At 58.0% G+C, this 17662-nt stretch carries 16 protein-coding genes and 1 tRNA gene; 14 read left to right on the top strand and 3 right to left on the bottom strand.

Annotated elements, in window-relative coordinates; genetic code table 11:
* Nucleotides 1-22: 22 nt before the first annotated feature.
* Both WA845_RS10510 and WA845_RS10505 read left to right on the top strand, forming a co-directional pair.
* Nucleotides 23-107 (top strand) — tRNA-Leu (locus WA845_RS10510).
* Nucleotides 108-370: 263 nt separating this feature from the next.
* Nucleotides 371-886 carry a disulfide bond formation protein B gene (locus tag WA845_RS10505; RefSeq protein WP_112554777.1) on the top strand — a complete coding sequence of 172 codons (516 nt, stop codon included), beginning with the start codon at nucleotides 371-373 and terminating at the stop codon, nucleotides 884-886.
* A 29-nt stretch (nucleotides 887-915) separates the two neighbouring features.
* On the opposite strand, the gene WA845_RS10500 is transcribed toward WA845_RS10505, so the two are convergent.
* Nucleotides 916-1473: an HNH endonuclease gene (locus WA845_RS10500; protein WP_003585610.1), complete on the bottom strand. Its 558-nt coding sequence runs from the start codon at nucleotides 1471-1473 to the stop codon at nucleotides 916-918.
* A 312-nt stretch (nucleotides 1474-1785) separates the two neighbouring features.
* Between WA845_RS10500 and WA845_RS10495 the strand changes: the two genes are divergently transcribed.
* The 4 genes from WA845_RS10495 (at nucleotide 1786) to WA845_RS10480 (ending at nucleotide 5101) form a co-directional block, all read left to right on the top strand.
* A complete protein-coding gene (locus WA845_RS10495; protein WP_112554775.1) occupies nucleotides 1786-2085 on the top strand; it encodes a hypothetical protein in 300 nt (99 codons plus the stop codon).
* 121 nt (nucleotides 2086-2206) lie between these two features.
* On the top strand, nucleotides 2207-2812 hold the full coding sequence (locus WA845_RS10490) for a transglutaminase-like cysteine peptidase (protein ID WP_112554773.1): 606 nt from the start codon (nucleotides 2207-2209) through the stop codon (nucleotides 2810-2812).
* Nucleotides 2813-3021: 209 nt separating this feature from the next.
* Nucleotides 3022-3813 (top strand): metallophosphoesterase, encoded by a 792-nt coding sequence (locus WA845_RS10485; protein ID WP_112554770.1) that lies wholly within the window; start codon nucleotides 3022-3024, stop codon nucleotides 3811-3813.
* A 325-nt stretch (nucleotides 3814-4138) separates the two neighbouring features.
* Nucleotides 4139-5101 (top strand): glycosyltransferase family 2 protein, encoded by a 963-nt coding sequence (locus WA845_RS10480; RefSeq protein ID WP_337322310.1) that lies wholly within the window; start codon nucleotides 4139-4141, stop codon nucleotides 5099-5101.
* A 37-nt stretch (nucleotides 5102-5138) separates the two neighbouring features.
* Here the strand turns inward: WA845_RS10480 and WA845_RS10475 are convergent, their stop codons facing one another.
* Together WA845_RS10475 and WA845_RS10470 are read right to left on the bottom strand one after the other, a co-directional pair.
* Nucleotides 5139-6611, bottom strand: a complete 1473-nt coding sequence (locus WA845_RS10475) for an oligosaccharide flippase family protein (RefSeq protein ID WP_112554766.1) — start codon at nucleotides 6609-6611, stop codon at nucleotides 5139-5141.
* A 73-nt stretch (nucleotides 6612-6684) separates the two neighbouring features.
* Entirely contained in the window at nucleotides 6685-7908 is a 1224-nt protein-coding gene (locus WA845_RS10470) for a glycosyltransferase (protein WP_112554764.1), read from the bottom strand.
* Between the two features lie 317 nt (nucleotides 7909-8225).
* Between WA845_RS10470 and WA845_RS10465 the strand changes: the two genes are divergently transcribed.
* The 8 genes from WA845_RS10465 (at nucleotide 8226) to WA845_RS10430 (ending at nucleotide 17660) form a co-directional block, all read left to right on the top strand.
* Nucleotides 8226-8645: an acyltransferase family protein gene (locus tag WA845_RS10465; protein WP_112554762.1), complete on the top strand. Its 420-nt coding sequence runs from the start codon at nucleotides 8226-8228 to the stop codon at nucleotides 8643-8645.
* Complete coding sequence (locus WA845_RS10460) at nucleotides 8642-9346, top strand: acyltransferase family protein (protein ID WP_162719190.1); 705 nt, start codon at nucleotides 8642-8644, stop codon at nucleotides 9344-9346. The genes WA845_RS10465 and WA845_RS10460 overlap by 4 nt, the downstream gene beginning before the upstream one ends.
* Nucleotides 9347-9392: 46 nt before the next feature.
* Nucleotides 9393-10721, top strand: a complete 1329-nt coding sequence (locus tag WA845_RS10455; protein WP_112554758.1) for a hypothetical protein — start codon at nucleotides 9393-9395, stop codon at nucleotides 10719-10721.
* A 117-nt stretch (nucleotides 10722-10838) separates the two neighbouring features.
* On the top strand, nucleotides 10839-11954 hold the full coding sequence (locus WA845_RS10450; RefSeq protein WP_112554756.1) for an acyltransferase family protein: 1116 nt from the start codon (nucleotides 10839-10841) through the stop codon (nucleotides 11952-11954).
* Between the two features lie 183 nt (nucleotides 11955-12137).
* A complete protein-coding gene (locus WA845_RS10445) occupies nucleotides 12138-12995 on the top strand; it encodes a hypothetical protein (protein WP_112554754.1) in 858 nt (285 codons plus the stop codon).
* Nucleotides 12996-13128: 133 nt separating this feature from the next.
* A complete protein-coding gene (locus WA845_RS10440; RefSeq protein WP_337322309.1) occupies nucleotides 13129-15387 on the top strand; it encodes a polysaccharide biosynthesis tyrosine autokinase in 2259 nt (752 codons plus the stop codon).
* On the top strand, nucleotides 15380-16057 hold the full coding sequence (locus WA845_RS10435) for a hypothetical protein (protein WP_112554752.1): 678 nt from the start codon (nucleotides 15380-15382) through the stop codon (nucleotides 16055-16057). The genes WA845_RS10440 and WA845_RS10435 overlap by 8 nt, the downstream gene beginning before the upstream one ends.
* A gap of 73 nt (nucleotides 16058-16130) precedes the next feature.
* The gene (locus tag WA845_RS10430; protein ID WP_112554750.1) at nucleotides 16131-17660 is read left to right on the top strand and encodes an O-antigen ligase family protein; all 1530 of its coding nucleotides are present in this window, start codon (nucleotides 16131-16133) and stop codon (nucleotides 17658-17660) included.
* The last annotated feature ends 2 nt before the right edge of the window (nucleotides 17661-17662 follow it).

Here is a 17662-nt window from a genome sequence, read left to right as displayed (position 1 = left end):
ACGCCGTGACATTACCACCGTTGCCCCAATGGCGGAATTGGTAGACGCGCCGCACTCAAAATGCGGTTCCGAAAGGAGTGCTGGTTCGATCCCGGCTTGGGGTACCATTACCTACATATCTCAATTTTCCCTGCTCCAGATGCTTTTTTCATAGCGGCTTCGATGGGTGGCGTAGAGGCTGGTGTCCTCACGAAAGCTTGCTCATCCGCCTCCGTTTCTTACCAGGCTTTCATTTGCCAGTTGCAGAGGACTGGATTAGACGAATCCCGTAACATTCATCGAGATCGGCGACTTAATTTCGCCATCACGCCCGCCTTTTTGAAAGCCCGTTCGGGATATCTGCTTCTTCGCGAAGTTTGGGGAAATTTACATGGCCAATGCGACATCCGCCGATAATAGCCGCACACTCGCCGCTCTCGGCGTCACGGCGGGAATGATCTTTACCGTCGGCTCAGCCCTCGGTTTCCAGCATATTGGCGGTTACACGCCCTGCGCGCTGTGCCTGCTACAGCGCGATCCCTATTATTACGCCATTCCGCTTGGCATCTTGGCCATTGCATCCAGCATTTTCAAATTGCCGGTTCAAATAACACGGCTGCTTCTTGCCCTTATCGGCCTGGCCATGCTGATTGGGGCCGGCCTCGGCGTCTATCATGCGGGTGTGGAATGGGGTTTCTGGGCGGGGCCGATTACCTGCGCCACCGGGGCGCCTTCCATCACGACCAATGCTGGCGACCTGTTGGGTAACCTCAACGCCATCAAGGCGCCTTCCTGCAATGATGCGGCACTTCGTGTCCTCGGCCTGTCGTTCGCCGGATGGAATGTCATCGCAAGTCTGGCACTTGCGGCAGTCGCCTTTTTCGGCGCAAGCCGTAAATCCCGGTAAGCGGAAAACCGCCTTGCAGTCCTGAAAGCTCAGGGCTGCAGCTCGGTATCCCAGTAAAGATAGTCCATCCAGCTTTCATGCAGATAATTGGGCGGAAACAGACGCCCATTATTGTGCAGGTCCTGAACCGTCGGCTGGAAAGGCTTCTGCGCCGGGAACATGCCCGCCTGTTTGGGAAGCTTGCTGCCTTTTTTAAGGTTGCAGGGAGAGCACGCCGCCACGACATTGTGCCAGGTGGTTTCACCGCCATGCGCGCGGGGAATCACATGGTCGAAGGTCAATTCGTCGCGTGTCCCGCAATACTGGCATTCAAACTTGTCCCGTAGGAAGACGTTGAAGCGCGTGAAAGCTGGGTTGCGGGTGGGCTGCACATAGGTCTTGAGGCTGACGACACTCGGCAGCCGCATGGAAAAGCTGGGTGACGACACCGCATGATCATATTCTGCAATGATGTTCACACGGTCTAGAAAGACGGCCTTGATCGCGTCCTGCCAGGACCATAACGACAAGGGATAATAACTCAGCGGCCTATAGTCCGCGTTCAGAACGAGCGCCGGCAGGGCCTGTGGTGAAACTGCAATCGTCAAGGGCTTCTCCTGAGCGATTCGGCATCTGCACTTGTATATTAGGTCCGTTGTTACAGGATTGTGAAGCCTATAAATGCAGCGGAGAAGAGCTTAATTTTTCAGCGGGAAAAAGGCCCTTTTATGTTCCGGTTAGGCAGGCAGAAGCCGATTGATCAGCCGGTCGCACGACGAGACAGCGGCGGGTGATTCCATGCGCGGGAACCGTCAAATCCTTCTCACGACAGCTGCAGCATCAATGATATGATCAGCGATACGGCGAGATGAAAACGGCGCTGCCGGCGACGACCATTCGCGCGCCCCGGAGGAAACGGAATGACGGCGCATCGGCATCTAACAGCAGCAGTTCGGGCGGCCCTTGCGAGCGGCGCATGGATCGTTGCCGCTTGCCTGGCGGGTTCGGCACCTGCCCAGCAATATCAGAATTTCGAGATCGCGCCGGATGGCCGCGGTGGTGCGCAGGGAACGATAGGCGGGCGAAATTTCGAAGTGCCCCGCAGTTACGACAGGCCGCCCGCCGGCCGCGTCTCCCCGAACACGCGGCGCGACCGGAGAACCAGCGTGCCGCAGCAGACATGTATCGTCGACGCCGAAGGCCGAACACGCTGCAACTGATGGCATTCCCGCGAGAAAAATGGGATTTCACTAAAAAGCAATCTATCGACTTAAACGGCCTGCAAGAAAGCATCGCTATGTTCCCGGGGCATAAGGAAAACAACTGTGCAGGGGCAAGAACATGGCGAAGAAAACAACCCGTGTGGCGGCAAGTCTGGCCATTGCCATCGGCGTGGCGGCAGGCGTGGCGACGACGGCACCGGCCGTTCAGCTCGGCGGCCTCGCGAAAAACCCGTCGGCCTCGCGGCCCGGCCAATTCATGACGACAAGCCGTCCCACGATCGCGCCGATCGCCTTTGCCAAATTCTGCGACAATGCCGCCGACCAATGCGTGCGCATTGGTGATCGTGACACGATCGAACTGACCAAACAGAAACGCGTGGAGCTTCAGCGCATCAACTCCGAGATCAACACCGCAATAACCTATGTTGGCGAACTGGAGGGCGAAGACGAATGGAAGCTGAACCCGACAAGCGGTGATTGCGATGACTATGCGGTGAGCAAGCGGCAGCGCCTGCTGCGTGCCGGCTGGCCTTCCGGCGCCCTGCGCATCGCCACCGCGCGCACCCCCAGCGGTGTCGGCCACGCGGTTCTGGTGGTCAGCACCACCCAAGGGGATTTGGTGCTGGACAATCGCACCAATGTCGTCAAACCGTGGAAGTCCGTGGATCTGAAATGGATCAAGATCCAGTCGCACGAAGACCCGCGTGTCTGGCTGAAACTCTAGGTCTGAAGCAGACATAGTCTTTGCAGGCGAAAAAGAGTATCCTGCCGCTCGCCGATCGAGGCACCGCCGCGCAAAAACCGCTTCTGGCGAAGCCTTCCGGCAGGGGCCGGGAGCGAGATTCTGACCGGGCACGACCTGTCTCGGGCGGGTGACGTGGCATCAGCTTCCAACGCTCTTGACCTCGTGTAAGGGAGACAGTATCGGCAGCTATGCCCAAGGTGCTCAACTGGATTCGCGGTCGTAAACAACCAGCCCCCCGCGAGGCGCGGAGACGGCGCAGAGTTGAGCTTGGCGACAGGCTGACATCCTTTCCGATCTATGCCATCGGCGATGTGCACGGCAGTCTCGACCTGCTTTTGCAGGCAGAACAAAAAATCATTGCGGATCTGGCCGGCGACCGCTCTCCCGCCCTTGTCGTGCTGCTCGGCGATTATGTCGATCGCGGACGCGATTCCTGTGGGGTTCTCGAGCATCTGCTGCGGCCGCCGCCTGCGCCACTGCGCCGCATCGCGGTGTGTGGCAATCACGAGCAGCTGTTCAGCGACTTTCTCGAAAACCCGCGCGAAAACATGCATTGGCTGGATTTCGGCGGTCGCCAGACGCTTCTGTCCTATGGTGTGGATATTGATTATTTCATTGAAAAGGGCCGCCTGAGGGTTCAACCCTTCAAGGATGCCCTGCTGGGCGCCATTCCCCAGACTCACCGCCAGCTTTTGGCCAATTTGCCGATCTACGCCCGCATCGGGCCCTATATTTTTGTGCATGCCGGCCTGCGTCCGGGTCTGCCGCTCGAAGCGCAGACCGATGAGGACATGTTGTGGATCAGGGAACCTTTTCTGTCCCAGGGCGCGGGACTGGACCTCCTTGTCATCCACGGCCACACGCCGGTGACGGAACCGGAAACCGGGCCTCAACGGGTAGGCATCGATACCGGTGCTTTTACCACCGGCAGGCTGACGGTCCTGAAGATCGTGGAATCGGGTCTTTCGATTATCGTGTAACCCCGTCGCTGTCACCGCCATACAACATGTCGTTTGAATATCCGTTTATTGTTTTGACGAGAGAGATTTCACTTTATTCCTGAAGAAAATTGCCTTTAAAAAAGATGGATACTTAAAATGACTGCAGCATATTTCCGGGAAAAACCGGCCATAATTTAAACATTCAGGACGCCCCGCCAGTGCCGATACAAACAGGAACACTTTCCCTGATCCCCGATGAAGCTCCGTGGGCGTTTCCCACAGGCCTCGCACGCGAAACCGCAGCAGCAGGTAACCCGCTCGGTCGTCGCTTCAGGTCCAGGGCCAGCCAACTGCAAGAGGCTTCATGCGTTATTCCATTCTCGTTCCGGCCTTCAACTCCGAAAAAACCCTGGCACGCGCACTAGACAGCCTCACCCAACAGAGCTTCGGTGACTGGGAAGCCCTGATCATCGACGACGCTTCCACCGACGGTACGGCGGAGATGGCAGAAGTCCATGCTGCGCGCGACCCGCGCTTCCGGGTCTTGCGCCAGCCGAAAAATGCCGGCCCGGCCGCATCCCGCAACGCGGGCATCGAGCATGCACGGGGAGAATGGATCGCGCTTCTCGATGCCGATGACGCCTACCTGCCCGATCGATTGAAAAGGCTGGCGGAAATATCCGACCGTGTCGGCCTCGATATGATCGCTGACAATCTCCTGCTTTACGACCTCGGGGCCGATACCATCGTCGGCCCGGCCTTTGCGATGGAGAACGCGCTTTCGAAATGGACGATCCGGACCCTCTGCGAAAACGATGGCCCCGGCCGACACAGCCACGCGGGATGGCTGAAGCCTGTTTTTCGCAAGCAATTGCTTACGGAGAATAATCTTCGCTACCACGACACATTTCGAGTCGGTGAGGATTTTCTTCTTTATGCCGAATTGATTCTCACCGGCTGCAGGGCAGCCATTCTTGATGAGGCGCTCTATCTATACACCACGCCCACCGGCGCAGTATCGGGTCAGCGGTCGACATCGCAGACAGTCGTCAATAATGCGCACTTACTCGCCTCGAGTGACATGCTCATCGAGCGGCTCCAGCAGGGGGACGGCGGGCGCAACGCTCTTCTTGAGCGAAAGGCGCGTCTTAATCTGTCGCAACGCCGGGAACCGGTGAAAGCCGAGATGGTAAAGCTCTATAAAAACAGGCAATTGCTGGCTCTTGCCCTAAAAACCATCCGTCACCCGGCCGCATTCCGGGATATTCTGCGCCCGCGACCCGTCTTCCCCGGTCCTGAAAAATTGCGGGCGCTGCCCTTTTCCTGATGAGAGACGACGGCGAAATAGTCTGCAATGCCCCGCTTTAGCGGCGCGACAGAATTTTGCGCAACTCTACGACCGAGGTTTTCGCGACCGCGGGCATGGCCGCGAAAATCAGCGCCGCGTAGATGCAGGCGCCCACCACGACCAGACATGCGAGAGAGATGATCGGAGGCAATCTACCCTCGATGACCTGCTCCAATCCAAATACGGACGCTCCCATGACGATCGATGCACCGAGCGGGATGGCAATGACCCTCATGATTTTCTGGAATTCCACGCCGCCGTAACGCTGGGTATAAAAAACACCCACTGGCCAGACGCCGTACACTTTCGCGACATGCGCCCAGACGACAGGATAAAGACCGAAAGGAGCGGCAAGGAAACTCAGTCCGATACCGGCGAGCAATTGCAGGACCGATATTTTGAGATTGAGTCCTGGCCTTTTGATCGCCGCCAGAACACCCCAGGTGAAGGATTCCACCACGAAGGGTATGGCAATGAGGCAGAGAATTTGCAGCACCGGCACCGCGGGTTTCCAGTTTTCGCCAAACAATACTGGAATGAATATAGGCGCGACCGCTGCCATGCCGGCAAAACAGGGAAATGCGAGAAGGCCCGAAAAGCGGATGAAACCGAGACAGGCCTCTTCCACCGAGCCTTTCTGTGCATGGGCCTGCGAGTAGGTCGCCATGGCCACCGAACCGAAAGGAATAACGGCGAACTGGCTGACAAGATCGATACAGCGCCAGGAAAGCCTGATGTAACCCACGGCAGCCGGCGTCAGGAACATGGCCGCGATCAGTTCCTGAAGTCTGAGGTTCATGGCGAGCAGGAAGCTGGCCGAGAAAATTCTGGACCCGAAACTCCATTGGTCAGCCGCGTAATGCCTGACGAAACGGCGGCGCGGCACCCAGCCTGATGCGAGCCAGTTCATGATCGTCGTTGCGATACTGGCCAGCAGGCGCTGGGCCACCATGGCCCATATGCCCCATCCCTGGAGGGCAAGAACTATGGCAATGGCCCCGGCGAGCATGTTGGAAAAAATCGCCCGCATTGCCAGCTTTCGAAACGCGAACGCCCGCTGCAGCCGGGCCTCATGGATACTGCCGGCACCCATGATCAGGAGCACCGCAGAAAGCGCCATCAACACGGGGCCGAGTTCCGCGAGCCCGAACAGGCCGGCGAGGAACGGTGCCGCCACGGACAGCGCAACGCATAAGGCAGCGCCCCAGCCAAGGGAGAACCAAAAGGCTGTATCCGCATAGTCTTCTTCAAGTTGAGGCCGCTGCACCACCGCCTCCGGCAATCCGCCGCGCGCGATGACGAGAATGATATCGACAAAAACCGTGGCGATGGCGACGAGGCCAAACTCATCCGGCGTCAGCAGACGCGCGAGGATAAGAAAAACTGCAAATGAGAGGAAGACATTGCCGTAACCGCCGACGGCGCTCCACAGGGCGCTCGTGACCGACCGCCTCTCAAGGCCGGGGGTATCGTCCTTCGTTTTCAACATGGCCGGCTCCAGTGCGGCCTGTTCAAGCCTTCACCCACGGCATCGGGAGCAGGCTCGCGCCGTCGGCGGCCCGTCATGCCGCCGCGGCCCTGCTTTTTGCCAGGACGTCCTCATAGAGTTTCACATAATTCTCGCCTACCCGACGCGAAGTGGATTCCTCGACAATATTTCCGAAGTCGGCTTCCGTCGGCAATTGCTCGCGTGACAGTGTCAGCACCCGACGGATACGGGCAGCCAGATCGGCAGCATTGCCGGGTTCGAACAGCCAGTCATGATTGGTCTCGCCGATCAGTTCCGGAATGCCGCCGGAGGCGGCGCCGATGACCGGCACGCCCATCGCATAGGCCTCATAGATCGTGCGTGGTGAGGGTTCTGCCCAGAACGAGGGAACGATGAGAACATCGATCTGTTCGAAAAACTCCTTCGGTTTCGCCCAGCCGATGAATTCGATCGGCAGATCGCCGGCCTGCGCCTTGAAGCGCTCGATGGAATCGTCCATCGCGTGGCCCGCCACCAGACAGCGCCAGTTGCCATGACCGATTTCCCTGAAAGCATCGACCATGTTGCCGACGCCTTTCTCCGTATTGATGCGGCCTATGTAACCGAAGGTCATGGGCTGGCCGCTGCGGTCGATCTGCCGTCGCGCCACGGGGTCGCCTTCCGGGACCGTGCAGGAATAAAATATGACGCGCCGCAGGCTTTCCGGAATATGGTGGAAAAGCGCGTGATTGACATGCGTCCTGAGGATTTCCGTACCGACGCTCGCGACCGCGCCGATATAACGCTGTGTGAATTTCTTTGTGAAATTCACAACCTGACAGCCCAGATGAATATGGTCGCAGGGTTTGCCACCCTTGAACATGGCGGCGTTGCCGCATAGCAGGTCATATTCGCAAATCGTATGCACGATCGGAATGCGGCGCTTATGCGCCGCCCGCCACACCAGCGTCGTAACATCGAGCAACGAATGCGTGTTGAGGACATCGGGCCTGAAATCGTCAAGAACCGCCTCGAACTGCTTCTCGACGTTGAAATTCCATTGTTGCCTGATCTTCTGCATACGCCTTTGCTGCGGCGTATATTGCGGCCAGTCTTCCAGCCAGAAATCATTGTTGTGGAACATGCGGTAGACGCTGACGCCATTGCGCACCGACTTCGCCTCGGCCTGGCGCTCTATGCAGGCGGCACCCACCGTATGCCCCATGGCAACGAGTTCCTCTGCCAGATGCTCGACCGAGCGTTCGCATCCACCGACGATATGCGGCGGGTAAAGACTGCTGAGATGGAGGATTCGCATGGGGCTACGCTCAATATCCTTTAAAATTTATATTTCCGCACCGGCACCGCTGAACCGACCAAAAGGAACGGTCGTGAAAGGGCGGCGACCAGGCCGAAGGAAGTAACAATTTAAAAATCAACATCAGAATATCGGGCTTAAAGAGCACCGAAAACACCGCCGTTTCAAGTGATTTTTTGCGGCGCCGCGGAATTCATGCCGTATTGCAAAAAAGAATCTCCGTTGCTAATTATATTCGAATATAAAACCTAACGATATGCAGCCCCGCCGCTGCACCATTGATCTTATTATTTTTATTTTAAAAAATTTGGATTCCCATGTCTTCTCAAAGTAGCGGAAAGCTTCCGAGAAACTACAATCTCGACATGTTGCGCGGTCTTGCCGCAGTTTGCGTTGCTTATTCTCATTTGGCCCTGAAGATGCACAATCGCGGCGATACTGATGGAGTGACCCGGGCCCTTTTCGATGTCACCAAGGTTTTTCTCGATGTCGGCAAATTCGGCGTGATCGTGCTGTTCGCGCTCGGCGGTTACTTCATTCTCTCATCGCTGCAAAATGCCGCCATGCGGTATCGGAAACCGCTTACCGCCTTTGTCCTGCATCGGTTTTTCCATCTTTATCCCGCCTACTGGCTGTCACTTTTTTTCGGCGTGCTGATGCCCTGGGATGACCCGGGCAGATATTCCCGGCCCATGTCGTCGCCATCAACGCCACGATGCTGCAGGGCTTTTTCATGACGGAAAATGTCATGGGGCTCTACTGGACCCTGCAGATCAATCTGACTTTTTACGCGCTGTGCGTGCTGCTGTTCCTGATGGGACGAGCAGCCGATTTGCGGGTGGTGACGGCTGCAACAGTTGCGCTTTTTGGTTTTGCGGCAATTCTCTCCCTCGTAAGATACAAGCTCGGCATCAAGATGCCGGTTGCCCTGCCGCTGATGGTGGGTGTGTGCTTTCTGGCATCGCTGTGGAAGGCGTCAGATGCCGGGCGCAACCGTGACAGTCGATATTGTGCCTGGATTGCGGTCGGCACTTTCTACGCAATGCTTCTCCCCATCTGCCTCCTGGCCTATTCGCATGACTACGGCTTCGAGGAGACCTGGTATCGCTACGCCATCAGCTACGGCACAGGCATGACGGTTTTCCTTGCGGTTTCGGCGATGAAGAGGCCTGTCCTCAATCGGCTGGCGCCCCTCGGCGGTGCAAGCTACGCCATTTTTCTGTGTCATCCGTCCGTCTATGCGGCTCTCGACAGGATCGGGTTTACGCCAGCCAATACATCGCTGTCCCCATCCATCGTTATGGCTATTTCTGTCCTCTTGGCCATCACATGCGGCCTGGCCGCCAATCGTTTTGTTTTAGCACCCGTGCTCGCCTGGGGAGAGAATGTCGTCAATTCGGCATCCCGCAGACATTTAAGTGCAACCTTGGCCCGTTGAATTGAGATAGGAACATAGTCAGCACGAATAACGGCAGGAGATGTTGATGAAAGAAAACAGGCCTGTCGGTGCTCGCTCCATGACGCGACGCACATTGCTGTCTGCAGCCTCTTTCGCCTTCGCCGCAGCCGGTGGTCTGCGTGCCGCACCGGCGCAGGTCAAAACCGATCTTTCTGCCAATACCGAGGCATTTCTGGACAGTGTTGGAGTGTGCGGCCATTTCACCCGCACACGTGGTGTCTATCCGGAACAATTCGACCGCATCCTTCCGGAACTCAAGGCTCTCGGAGTGCGGCATTTACGCGACGAAGGCATCATCTTTCCCGAAGACCGCCGGGAAAGCGCCTCCTTTAAGCGGCTGCGCCAGATCGTTGCGTCAGGCCTGCGCCTCACCGTCATCTGTTTTGACGATCTCAACCCCTATCTGAGCACGCCATTGGACAGGCTCGTGGATTTCTACGACTGGTGCGATGGCGGCATCGAGGTTTTCGAAGGCAGCAACGAACCCGTGCTTACGTCCGATCCGCAAAATGCGCCGCGCCTTTCGGCGCAACATCAGACGGCATTGCACGACGCGATCCGCGCAAACCCCGCGCTCCGGGATCTTCCCCTTGCCGCGCCAAGCTATGTCCTCAGCAACCGGGCGCTGGCGTTTGATCTCGCGAAGGTTTGCCAATATGGCAATATTCATCCCTATGCGGGGATGGAACACCCAGAAACGAGCGGGCCGGGCGCCCTCTCTAAGTCTCTTGCCGCTTCCGCGCACATAGCAGCAGGCAGGCCGACGCTCGCCACCGAAATCGGCTACCATAGCGCCCTGAAGACCCAGAGCTTTCATTTTCCTGTCACCGAAGGAATAAGGGCGCGCTACATGCCGCGCACGCTCCTGTGGTGCTTCATCAATGGTATCCGCCGGACATATATCTATGAAATGGTGTCAAGCTTCGCCCGGGATGACACCAATCCCGAGTCCTCCTTCGGCCTGCTGCGCCACGATCTGAGCCGCACCGCCGCCTATGAGGCGGTGCGCGCCCTGCTCTCGCTCCTGACGGCAAGACGCCAGACCGCGCCCACGCAATGCCAGCTCGAATTCGTCGAAAGCGCCTCCGAAAGTGTTTCCCTGAGACTGTCGCGACCGGATGGCGCGCTGCTTGTGCCGGTGTGGCTTGCAATATCGGGCTGGCAATGGCCGGCGCAGATCGAAAACCCGCCAGCCGAACGTGCAGCAAGCTTTATCGTTACCGGTCCACACAGCCAGGTGATTGCCCACCGGTTTCAGGACGACGGCTCCGTTATCCAGCGCATTATTCCGCAGGAAGGCGGGCAATATCGGCTTGCCGTCAGCGACCAGTTGACGGTGCTGGAAGTTTTTTGAACGAAAATGTTGTAGCGTCGGATTTTGTGCATTGCATGAAACTGCTATTTGGCATGATAGTAGCTCCATATTTTTTACTCTTATGAGCGTCATAATTTTTTATAAATTTGTAGAAAGATGAGAACACAAATATCTCAAACCTCTTTTGTAGGCGGATCAAGACGCCTTGATACCCTTCAGTTGATGCGCGCGGTGGCGGCCACGATGGTCGTTGCGCTGCATGCCCATGCCAACTGGAAATTTTCTCTTTTTCCGCTGCCAACGGAGAAGTTGGGCGCCGGCGTCGACTTGTTTTTCGTCATATCCGGTTTTGTAATCGTCTATGCTTCCCAGTCCAATTTCACGAAATCAGGGGGCAGATCGGCCTTTCTGCTCCGTAGACTTATACGCATTGTCCCCCTTTACTGGTTCGCTCTTACCTTGCGCCTTGTAGCACTGGGAGCAGCGGCCATTCTCGGTATTAAGTCCTTCCCGTCACTCGAGTCTATCCTCACGTCTTATTTCTTCATTCCCTATGACAGCATGGGATATGGCGATAGGTATCCGTTCCCAATACTCGATCTTGGGTGGACACTGAACTACGAGATGTTTTTTTACGCAATATTCGCACTGTTCATCGTTCTACCAATGGAACGTGCCGTCTTATATGTGGCGGCGGCCTTGGTCAGTGGCGTCCTAGTGGGCTTGTTCTTCAATGTGGCGTTGCCGTTCAGCTTTTGGCTTCAACCCATCGTTCTCGAATTTGTTGGCGGGATGTTCCTGGCCGTCGCCTACCTTAGAGGGGTCAGCCTCAACCCGGTAATCGGCGCTGCGGTCGGCCTTTGCGGGCTGGCCGTCTGGAGCCTCATAGATCTGCGCATTTTCGAATCCTATGGTAACCCTGGTTTCTATTCCTTTCCTCGCCTTTCCGTTCTCGGCGGCGGTGCCTTTCTTTTGATGGCTGCAGCCACGTTGACACGAGAGATCGGTCTGCCTCGTTTCGCGCGGCCCATTTCGGCGCTCGGAGACTCCTCTTATGCGCTTTATTTGCTTCACCCGTTTATTTTTCTAGTTTTAAAGGGGATTCTCAACGTCGTGGAGATTCAACAGCAATGGAGTAGCGCCATCTATATTTCCGTTATCGGAATAACGGTCACCACCGCACACCTCTTTCACCTCTTCGTAGAGAAGCCTACAACAGAATGGCTCAGAAGCCAGTTTAAAACGCGGCGGGCAAAAACGGTCACGTCTTGATGGTGAACGTGGGAGTCGGTGAAGGCAGCCGTTAATTGTATTCAGAGTTACTGCGCCCATAGTATTTTAGCACTTGATCCGCCGCCTAGCCTATGCGATCTAAGAAGAACATTTTAAGTGCTGAATAACCATATCGGCATTGCGCGTAATTAAAGTCGTATTTTAAAAATTTGGAGAGTTGTGATGTCTCGCCTTCTTAATGGCTCGGCGCTCACCGGTGCGATATTGATTATCGGCACGGTTATAGTTTCCGCCTCAGCCCACGCACAGAATGTCGAACCTGCGCCAGGCGCGCCGCAGCAGCAGGCCGCGCCCGCCCAGAGCGTGGCGACAGGCGCACCGGTCAAATCCCCCGATGAAAGCACCGCCGCCTTTCTGGGGCGGGTGAACACGACCAGTCCGGACATGGTTCCCCTTGCCGCCGCTGAAGCGTTCAAGCAGTCTCCGACGTCGCCAACGGTCAGGGACCTGATCGCCGTCGCTTCCAGCACCGATGCCGCCACGGCCGAGCTGGCGGCGAAGGTGATGGGCGGATTTCCGATCATCGCCGTCTCCACCAGTGCCGCGCAGTTTTCCGAGCAGATTTCCGCACTTGTACTGAGCGACTCCAGCCAGTTGCCCGCCGTCGTCGCATTGGCACAGAAGGTCGGCAACAAGGATTTCTCGGAAGTGGTGGGCGAAGGTCTGGCGCTTGCCTATTCCGCGGCGATGCAGAACAACAACACGATCCTTGCGGCCGCCATTCAGCTGCAGACGAAGGGCGCCGGCGTGCCTTCCGATCTGCTGATCGCCTTCAGCGAAAACATTGAAGGAACCGCGGCCGGCCCGGCTGCGGCAGCAGCACCCGCGGCCGCAGCAGCCGCCTCGCCGATCGGCGGCGCGGGCTCCACGCCTGCGAGCGGCAACAGCGTCGGTGGTTCGGCGGGCGGCCAGACCGGGGCGGGTACCGCTCAGTCCGGTGGAACAGGCGCGCCTGCCGGCCGTGGCAGATCGCTTTCCACCGGCAGCACCAGTACGCCGGTCAGCACCAGCCCCGTTTAACAAAGCCCGGCCTTGCCAATCCCTACGGGAGCGGCGATCGCCCGAAACGTGATGCAACCGGGACTTTGGCAGGCCCTGTGCCTGCCTAAAAAAGCGAGGCTGACAGTTGTTGCAAAGGCACGATCCACTGACGATGGCCGATTTCGATAAAAACGGCTTTACGGCTGACTTTATCGATATAGATGCCGCACTTGCGACGGTTCGCCGTCAGTGGCGCATCGTGCTGGCGGCCGTCGCCGTTGCCGGGGCAATCGGCCTTGCTTTCGCAGCCACAGCCGTTCCGATCTATTCGGCTACTGCAACCCTTTTGATAGACCGCAACAACAGCCAGGTTGTCGAACAGCTTTCGACGATCGGGGGCGTGATCGAGGACGAGGCGTCCATTCTCAGCCAGGTCGAGGTGCTGCAATCGGAAACCATCGGCCTCGCCGTGGTCGACAGCCTCAACCTGACGGAAAACCAGGAATTCAGGGCGACACGCGCCTCGTTCCTAAGCTCCGTGCTGGGCACCATCCGCTCACTTGTCAACGTATCGCGATGGTTCGCGCCGGCGACAAAAGAGGCGGTAGTGGATGACGGAACCCTGAAAAGGGGTCTTTCGGACCGGTTGCTGCAGGGTCTCAGCGTCAAGCGTATCGGCCGGACCTATGCGCTGGAACTCACCTATAATTCGACGTCGCCGGTCCTTGCAGCGCAGATCGTCAACGCGGTCGCCGCAGCCTATCTGGTGGACAAGCTGAATTCCAAATATGAGGCAACGAGGCGGGCGAGCGACTGGCTGTCCGATCGCATTGCCGAACTGCGCCAGAGGGCGCTCGACACCGACCTCGCCGTCCAGAAATTCCGTGCTGAGCATAACCTGATCTCGACCGGCAATAACGGGCTGCTTTCCGACCAGCAGCTGGCGGAGTCGAACAGCGCGCTTATCCTGGCGCAATCGGAAACCGCCAGGGCGCGGGCAAGAGTGCAACGCATCGAACACATCCTCGCTACCGACGATGTCGATGCGGTCGTGACGGATATTCTCGACAGTTCGGTCGCAAACGACCTGCGGAAGAAATATCTCGAATCCTCGAAGGTCGAAGCCGAGATCACCGGTCGGCTGGGCGCCAACCATGTGCAGGCGGTGCGTCTGCGCAACGAGATGCAGGAATATCGCAGGCTGATGTTCCAGGAAATCAGCCGTATCGCGCAAAGTTATAAGAGCGATCTGGAAGTTTCCGAAGCAAGGGAGAAATCCCTGGCCGAAACCGTCGCCAAGGCCACCAATATCAGCAACTCCGCCGGCGAGACGCAGGTTCAGCTTCGCGAATTGCAGCGCGAGGCGGAAACCTACAAGAACATGTATCAGACATTCCTGCAGCGTTATCAGGAGGCCATGCAGCAGCAGTCCTTCCCGGTGACGGAAGCGCGCGTGATCTCCAAGGCCGTACCGCCGAGAACGCCGAGCAAGCCGAACAAGGCGCTCATTCTGGCGCTGTTCATGATCATGGGTGCGGCCGCGGGCGGCGGCGTCGCCATGTTCCGCGAATTCCGCGATCGCTTTTTTCGCACGGGGGAGCAGGTCCGCGACGTGCTTGGCCTGGAATTTCTGGGCAATACACCGCTTGTGCCGAACAAGCTGGCCGCAGACACGGAACCGAGAGGGCAAGATGGCGGCCCAACCGTCACGCGCCCCTCCGGCGTTGCCCGTTATGCCGTAGACCACCCGCTCTCCTCCTTCGCCGAAACACTGCGCAGCACGCGGCTGGCGATCGATCTCGGCATAGCGGCAAAAAACGGCGCCAGGGTCGTCGGCGTCGTCTCCGCCCTGCCGAGTGAGGGAAAATCGACAATTTCCATCAATCTCGCGCAGCTTCTGGCCGCACAGGGCGCAAGGGTGCTGCTGCTCGATGCGGATATTCGCAACCCGGGCGCCACCCGCGCCCTTGCCCGCCACGCGACAGCAGGCCTGCTTGAAGTGCTGCTGGAAGGTCGCTCTATCCGCGATGCGCTTGTGCATGATGAAAAGACTCGGCTTGCTTTCCTGCCCACGGTCGTCAAGCAGCGTGTCCCGCACTCCTCGGAACTCCTGACTTCCGCGCAGATGCACCGCCTGCTGGCCGAGGCAAGCGGGGCCTTCGATTACATCATCGTCGACCTGCCGCCACTTGGCCCCGTTGTTGATGCGCGGGCGATGGCCGGCCGGATCGACGGCTTCGTTTTCGTCACGGAATGGGGCAAAACCGCACGGCGGGCGGTTCGCAACACCATCGAAAACGAAGTTCAAATCCGCAAGAAATGTCTGGGCGTCATTCTCAACAAGGTCGACACGGAGAAGCTCAAGCTTTACCGGGCTTACGGTTCAAGCGAATATTATCATTCCCGCTACACGCGATATTATCATGACTAGGACCGCTGGCGTGCCGAGCCTGCGCAGGGTCCTGACGGTCACGCCGGTATTGATCGTTTCGCTATTTGTGTTGTTGCTCGCGGCCCAGGCTTTTTCCGAAACACGACGATTTTCCGATATCATCGCTTTGGCGCGCATTGCCGACGAGGACAATGGTCTCTCTCCCGATCTGCTGACGAAAACCGTCGAGGGTCTGCAGCCCGTCATTGCCGAAAAAATCTGCCGTTCGGATATCATCAAGGCCGGGATGCGGCTCGTGCTTGCCGATATCGACGCCCATGCCGGGGATGCATCGCCAGAAACGGATGCCATGCGCCTCGGTTTTGCCGAAACCTATATGCGCCACGCCCTGTCGTGTCTTCCCGCCAATGGCGATGTGTGGCTGCGCCTCGCCATGGTTCGCTCGTTGCGCAACGCCTCTGCCATGGAAATCGCCGTGCTGACGAATTTCTCCCAGCTTTATGGCCCCGCCGATGCCAATCTGATCCGCGGGCGCTTTGTCATCTGGCAACAATTTGCCAAAGGCGCCCTACCGCAGGCTGAGGCGGCCCGTGAAGCCGACACCGCGATCGTCTGCGGCAGGCAGGGCGAAATATTGCGATGGTCGTTGCGGCATGTCTGCTCCCAGGAGCTTCAGACCGGCATGCAAAGCGCCAAACCACGGCCCTGAGATACACGGAAGCGCCAAGTCCTTTCTTTAGTTCATCGTCACCACAACAAGCAGATCTCAAAAGCCGAACATCATGCAGATCCTCGACGCTCCACCGGAATTGCTGTCATCCTCGCCGCCCCGGCCGGCATTTGTTCTGCATCGCGCCCAGGCAATCGTCACGATCGCTTTCTGGACCATATTCCTGCTTGCCTTGCTCAATCGCGGCGCAACCGACATCGAAAGCCGGATCGTCATCACATTCGCCGCCTATCTGCTGCTCCTTGCCGCCCTGCCTCTCTTCGGCCCGCCCCAGCCCGCCATAGGGAAGGCCCTGGCAGCGGCCTGTCTTCTGCTCGGCGTACTGATGCTTCAGGTCTTGCTTCAGACATCCGCCAGGCACGGCATATTGCCGCCCAACCCCGCCTGGTCCGCCGCCGCGATGTTTACGCAGGTGGCGCCCGCGGCCACGATCTCGCTCACGCCGGCAGATGACTGGCTGGGCCTGCTGAGCGCCGCCTTGCCCTTTGGCGCCTTCATGACCGGGCTCGTGATCTTTAATACGGACGAGCGTGCAGCAAAAGCACTGCGATGGTTCGCAATCGCCGGCGGCTGGCTGTCGCTGGGCGCGATCCTGCAATTTCTCCTGTTTCCCGATATGCTCGGCCTTATTCAAAAGCGTTTTTATCTCAGCAGCCTGACGGGGCTCTTCGTCAACCGCAATACGGCAGCGACTTTCTTCGGGCTTATCCTGCTCACGCTTGTGGTGCTGCTGAATAACAAGCTGGCGGCTCCGGATTGGGGAAGGGTGAGAGCGCTTGTGGCAAACCGCCTGACGGTGCCGGGCGATCAAAAACGCCTCATCCGCCACGCCGCCTTCATCGGCCTTCTGACCGGGTTCTGTTTCATCGCCCTGATGCTGACGGGATCACGCGCGGGCATCATGTCCAGTTTCGCGGCGCTGCTTTTGCTCATCCTTCTCATCGTTTTCAACTCTCCCGGGCCCGGCCGGAATGTCGCGCCCTCACGGCGCAGAAGACGCGGCTCCAGACGACGCGCAGCAATCCTGCTCGCCATCGCCATCGGCCTCTTCGCCCTTTTTGCAAATCGTGTAGCGCTGCGTATGGAAACACGCCTCGAAGACGACATGCGCTTCTGCTATATGCCCGGTATTGCACGCGCGATAACGGATAACTGGCCCCTGGGCGCGGGACTGGCCAGCTTTTCAGAAACCTACGCTCCCTATCATTCCGCGCAATGCGGCGTCGATGCCGTCGTCACCCATGCCCATAATGTGTATGCCGAGGGCTTGCTGACGCTCGGAGCCGCTTTCCCGTTTTATGCGGCATTTTTCCTGTTCGGCCAGTTGCTTATTTTCATTCGCGGGGCCCGCAGGCGCAAAACTTATCGTTATGCCTCGCATCTCGGCCTCGCCGGGCTGCTGCTGGTGGCGCTGCACTCGTCCCTCGATTTTTCACTGCAAGTGCCGGGCTTCGCCATGGCTTACGCCGTTTTCCTCGCACCCATCGTCACCCTTTGCCTGCACCCACCAGGAGCAGATCGGCGCAGACAAACTTCGGCCAATGCCGCTTCCTCCGTCTCGGCCGCCGGCACAGGAATTTAAAC

Origin of the sequence: Agrobacterium sp. CMT1 (assembly GCF_037203725.1) — a bacterium.
In the GTDB taxonomy this organism is placed as follows: Bacteria; Pseudomonadota; Alphaproteobacteria; order Rhizobiales; family Rhizobiaceae; genus Agrobacterium; species Agrobacterium pusense.
This window is presented reverse-complemented; position numbering and strand designations above follow the sequence as displayed.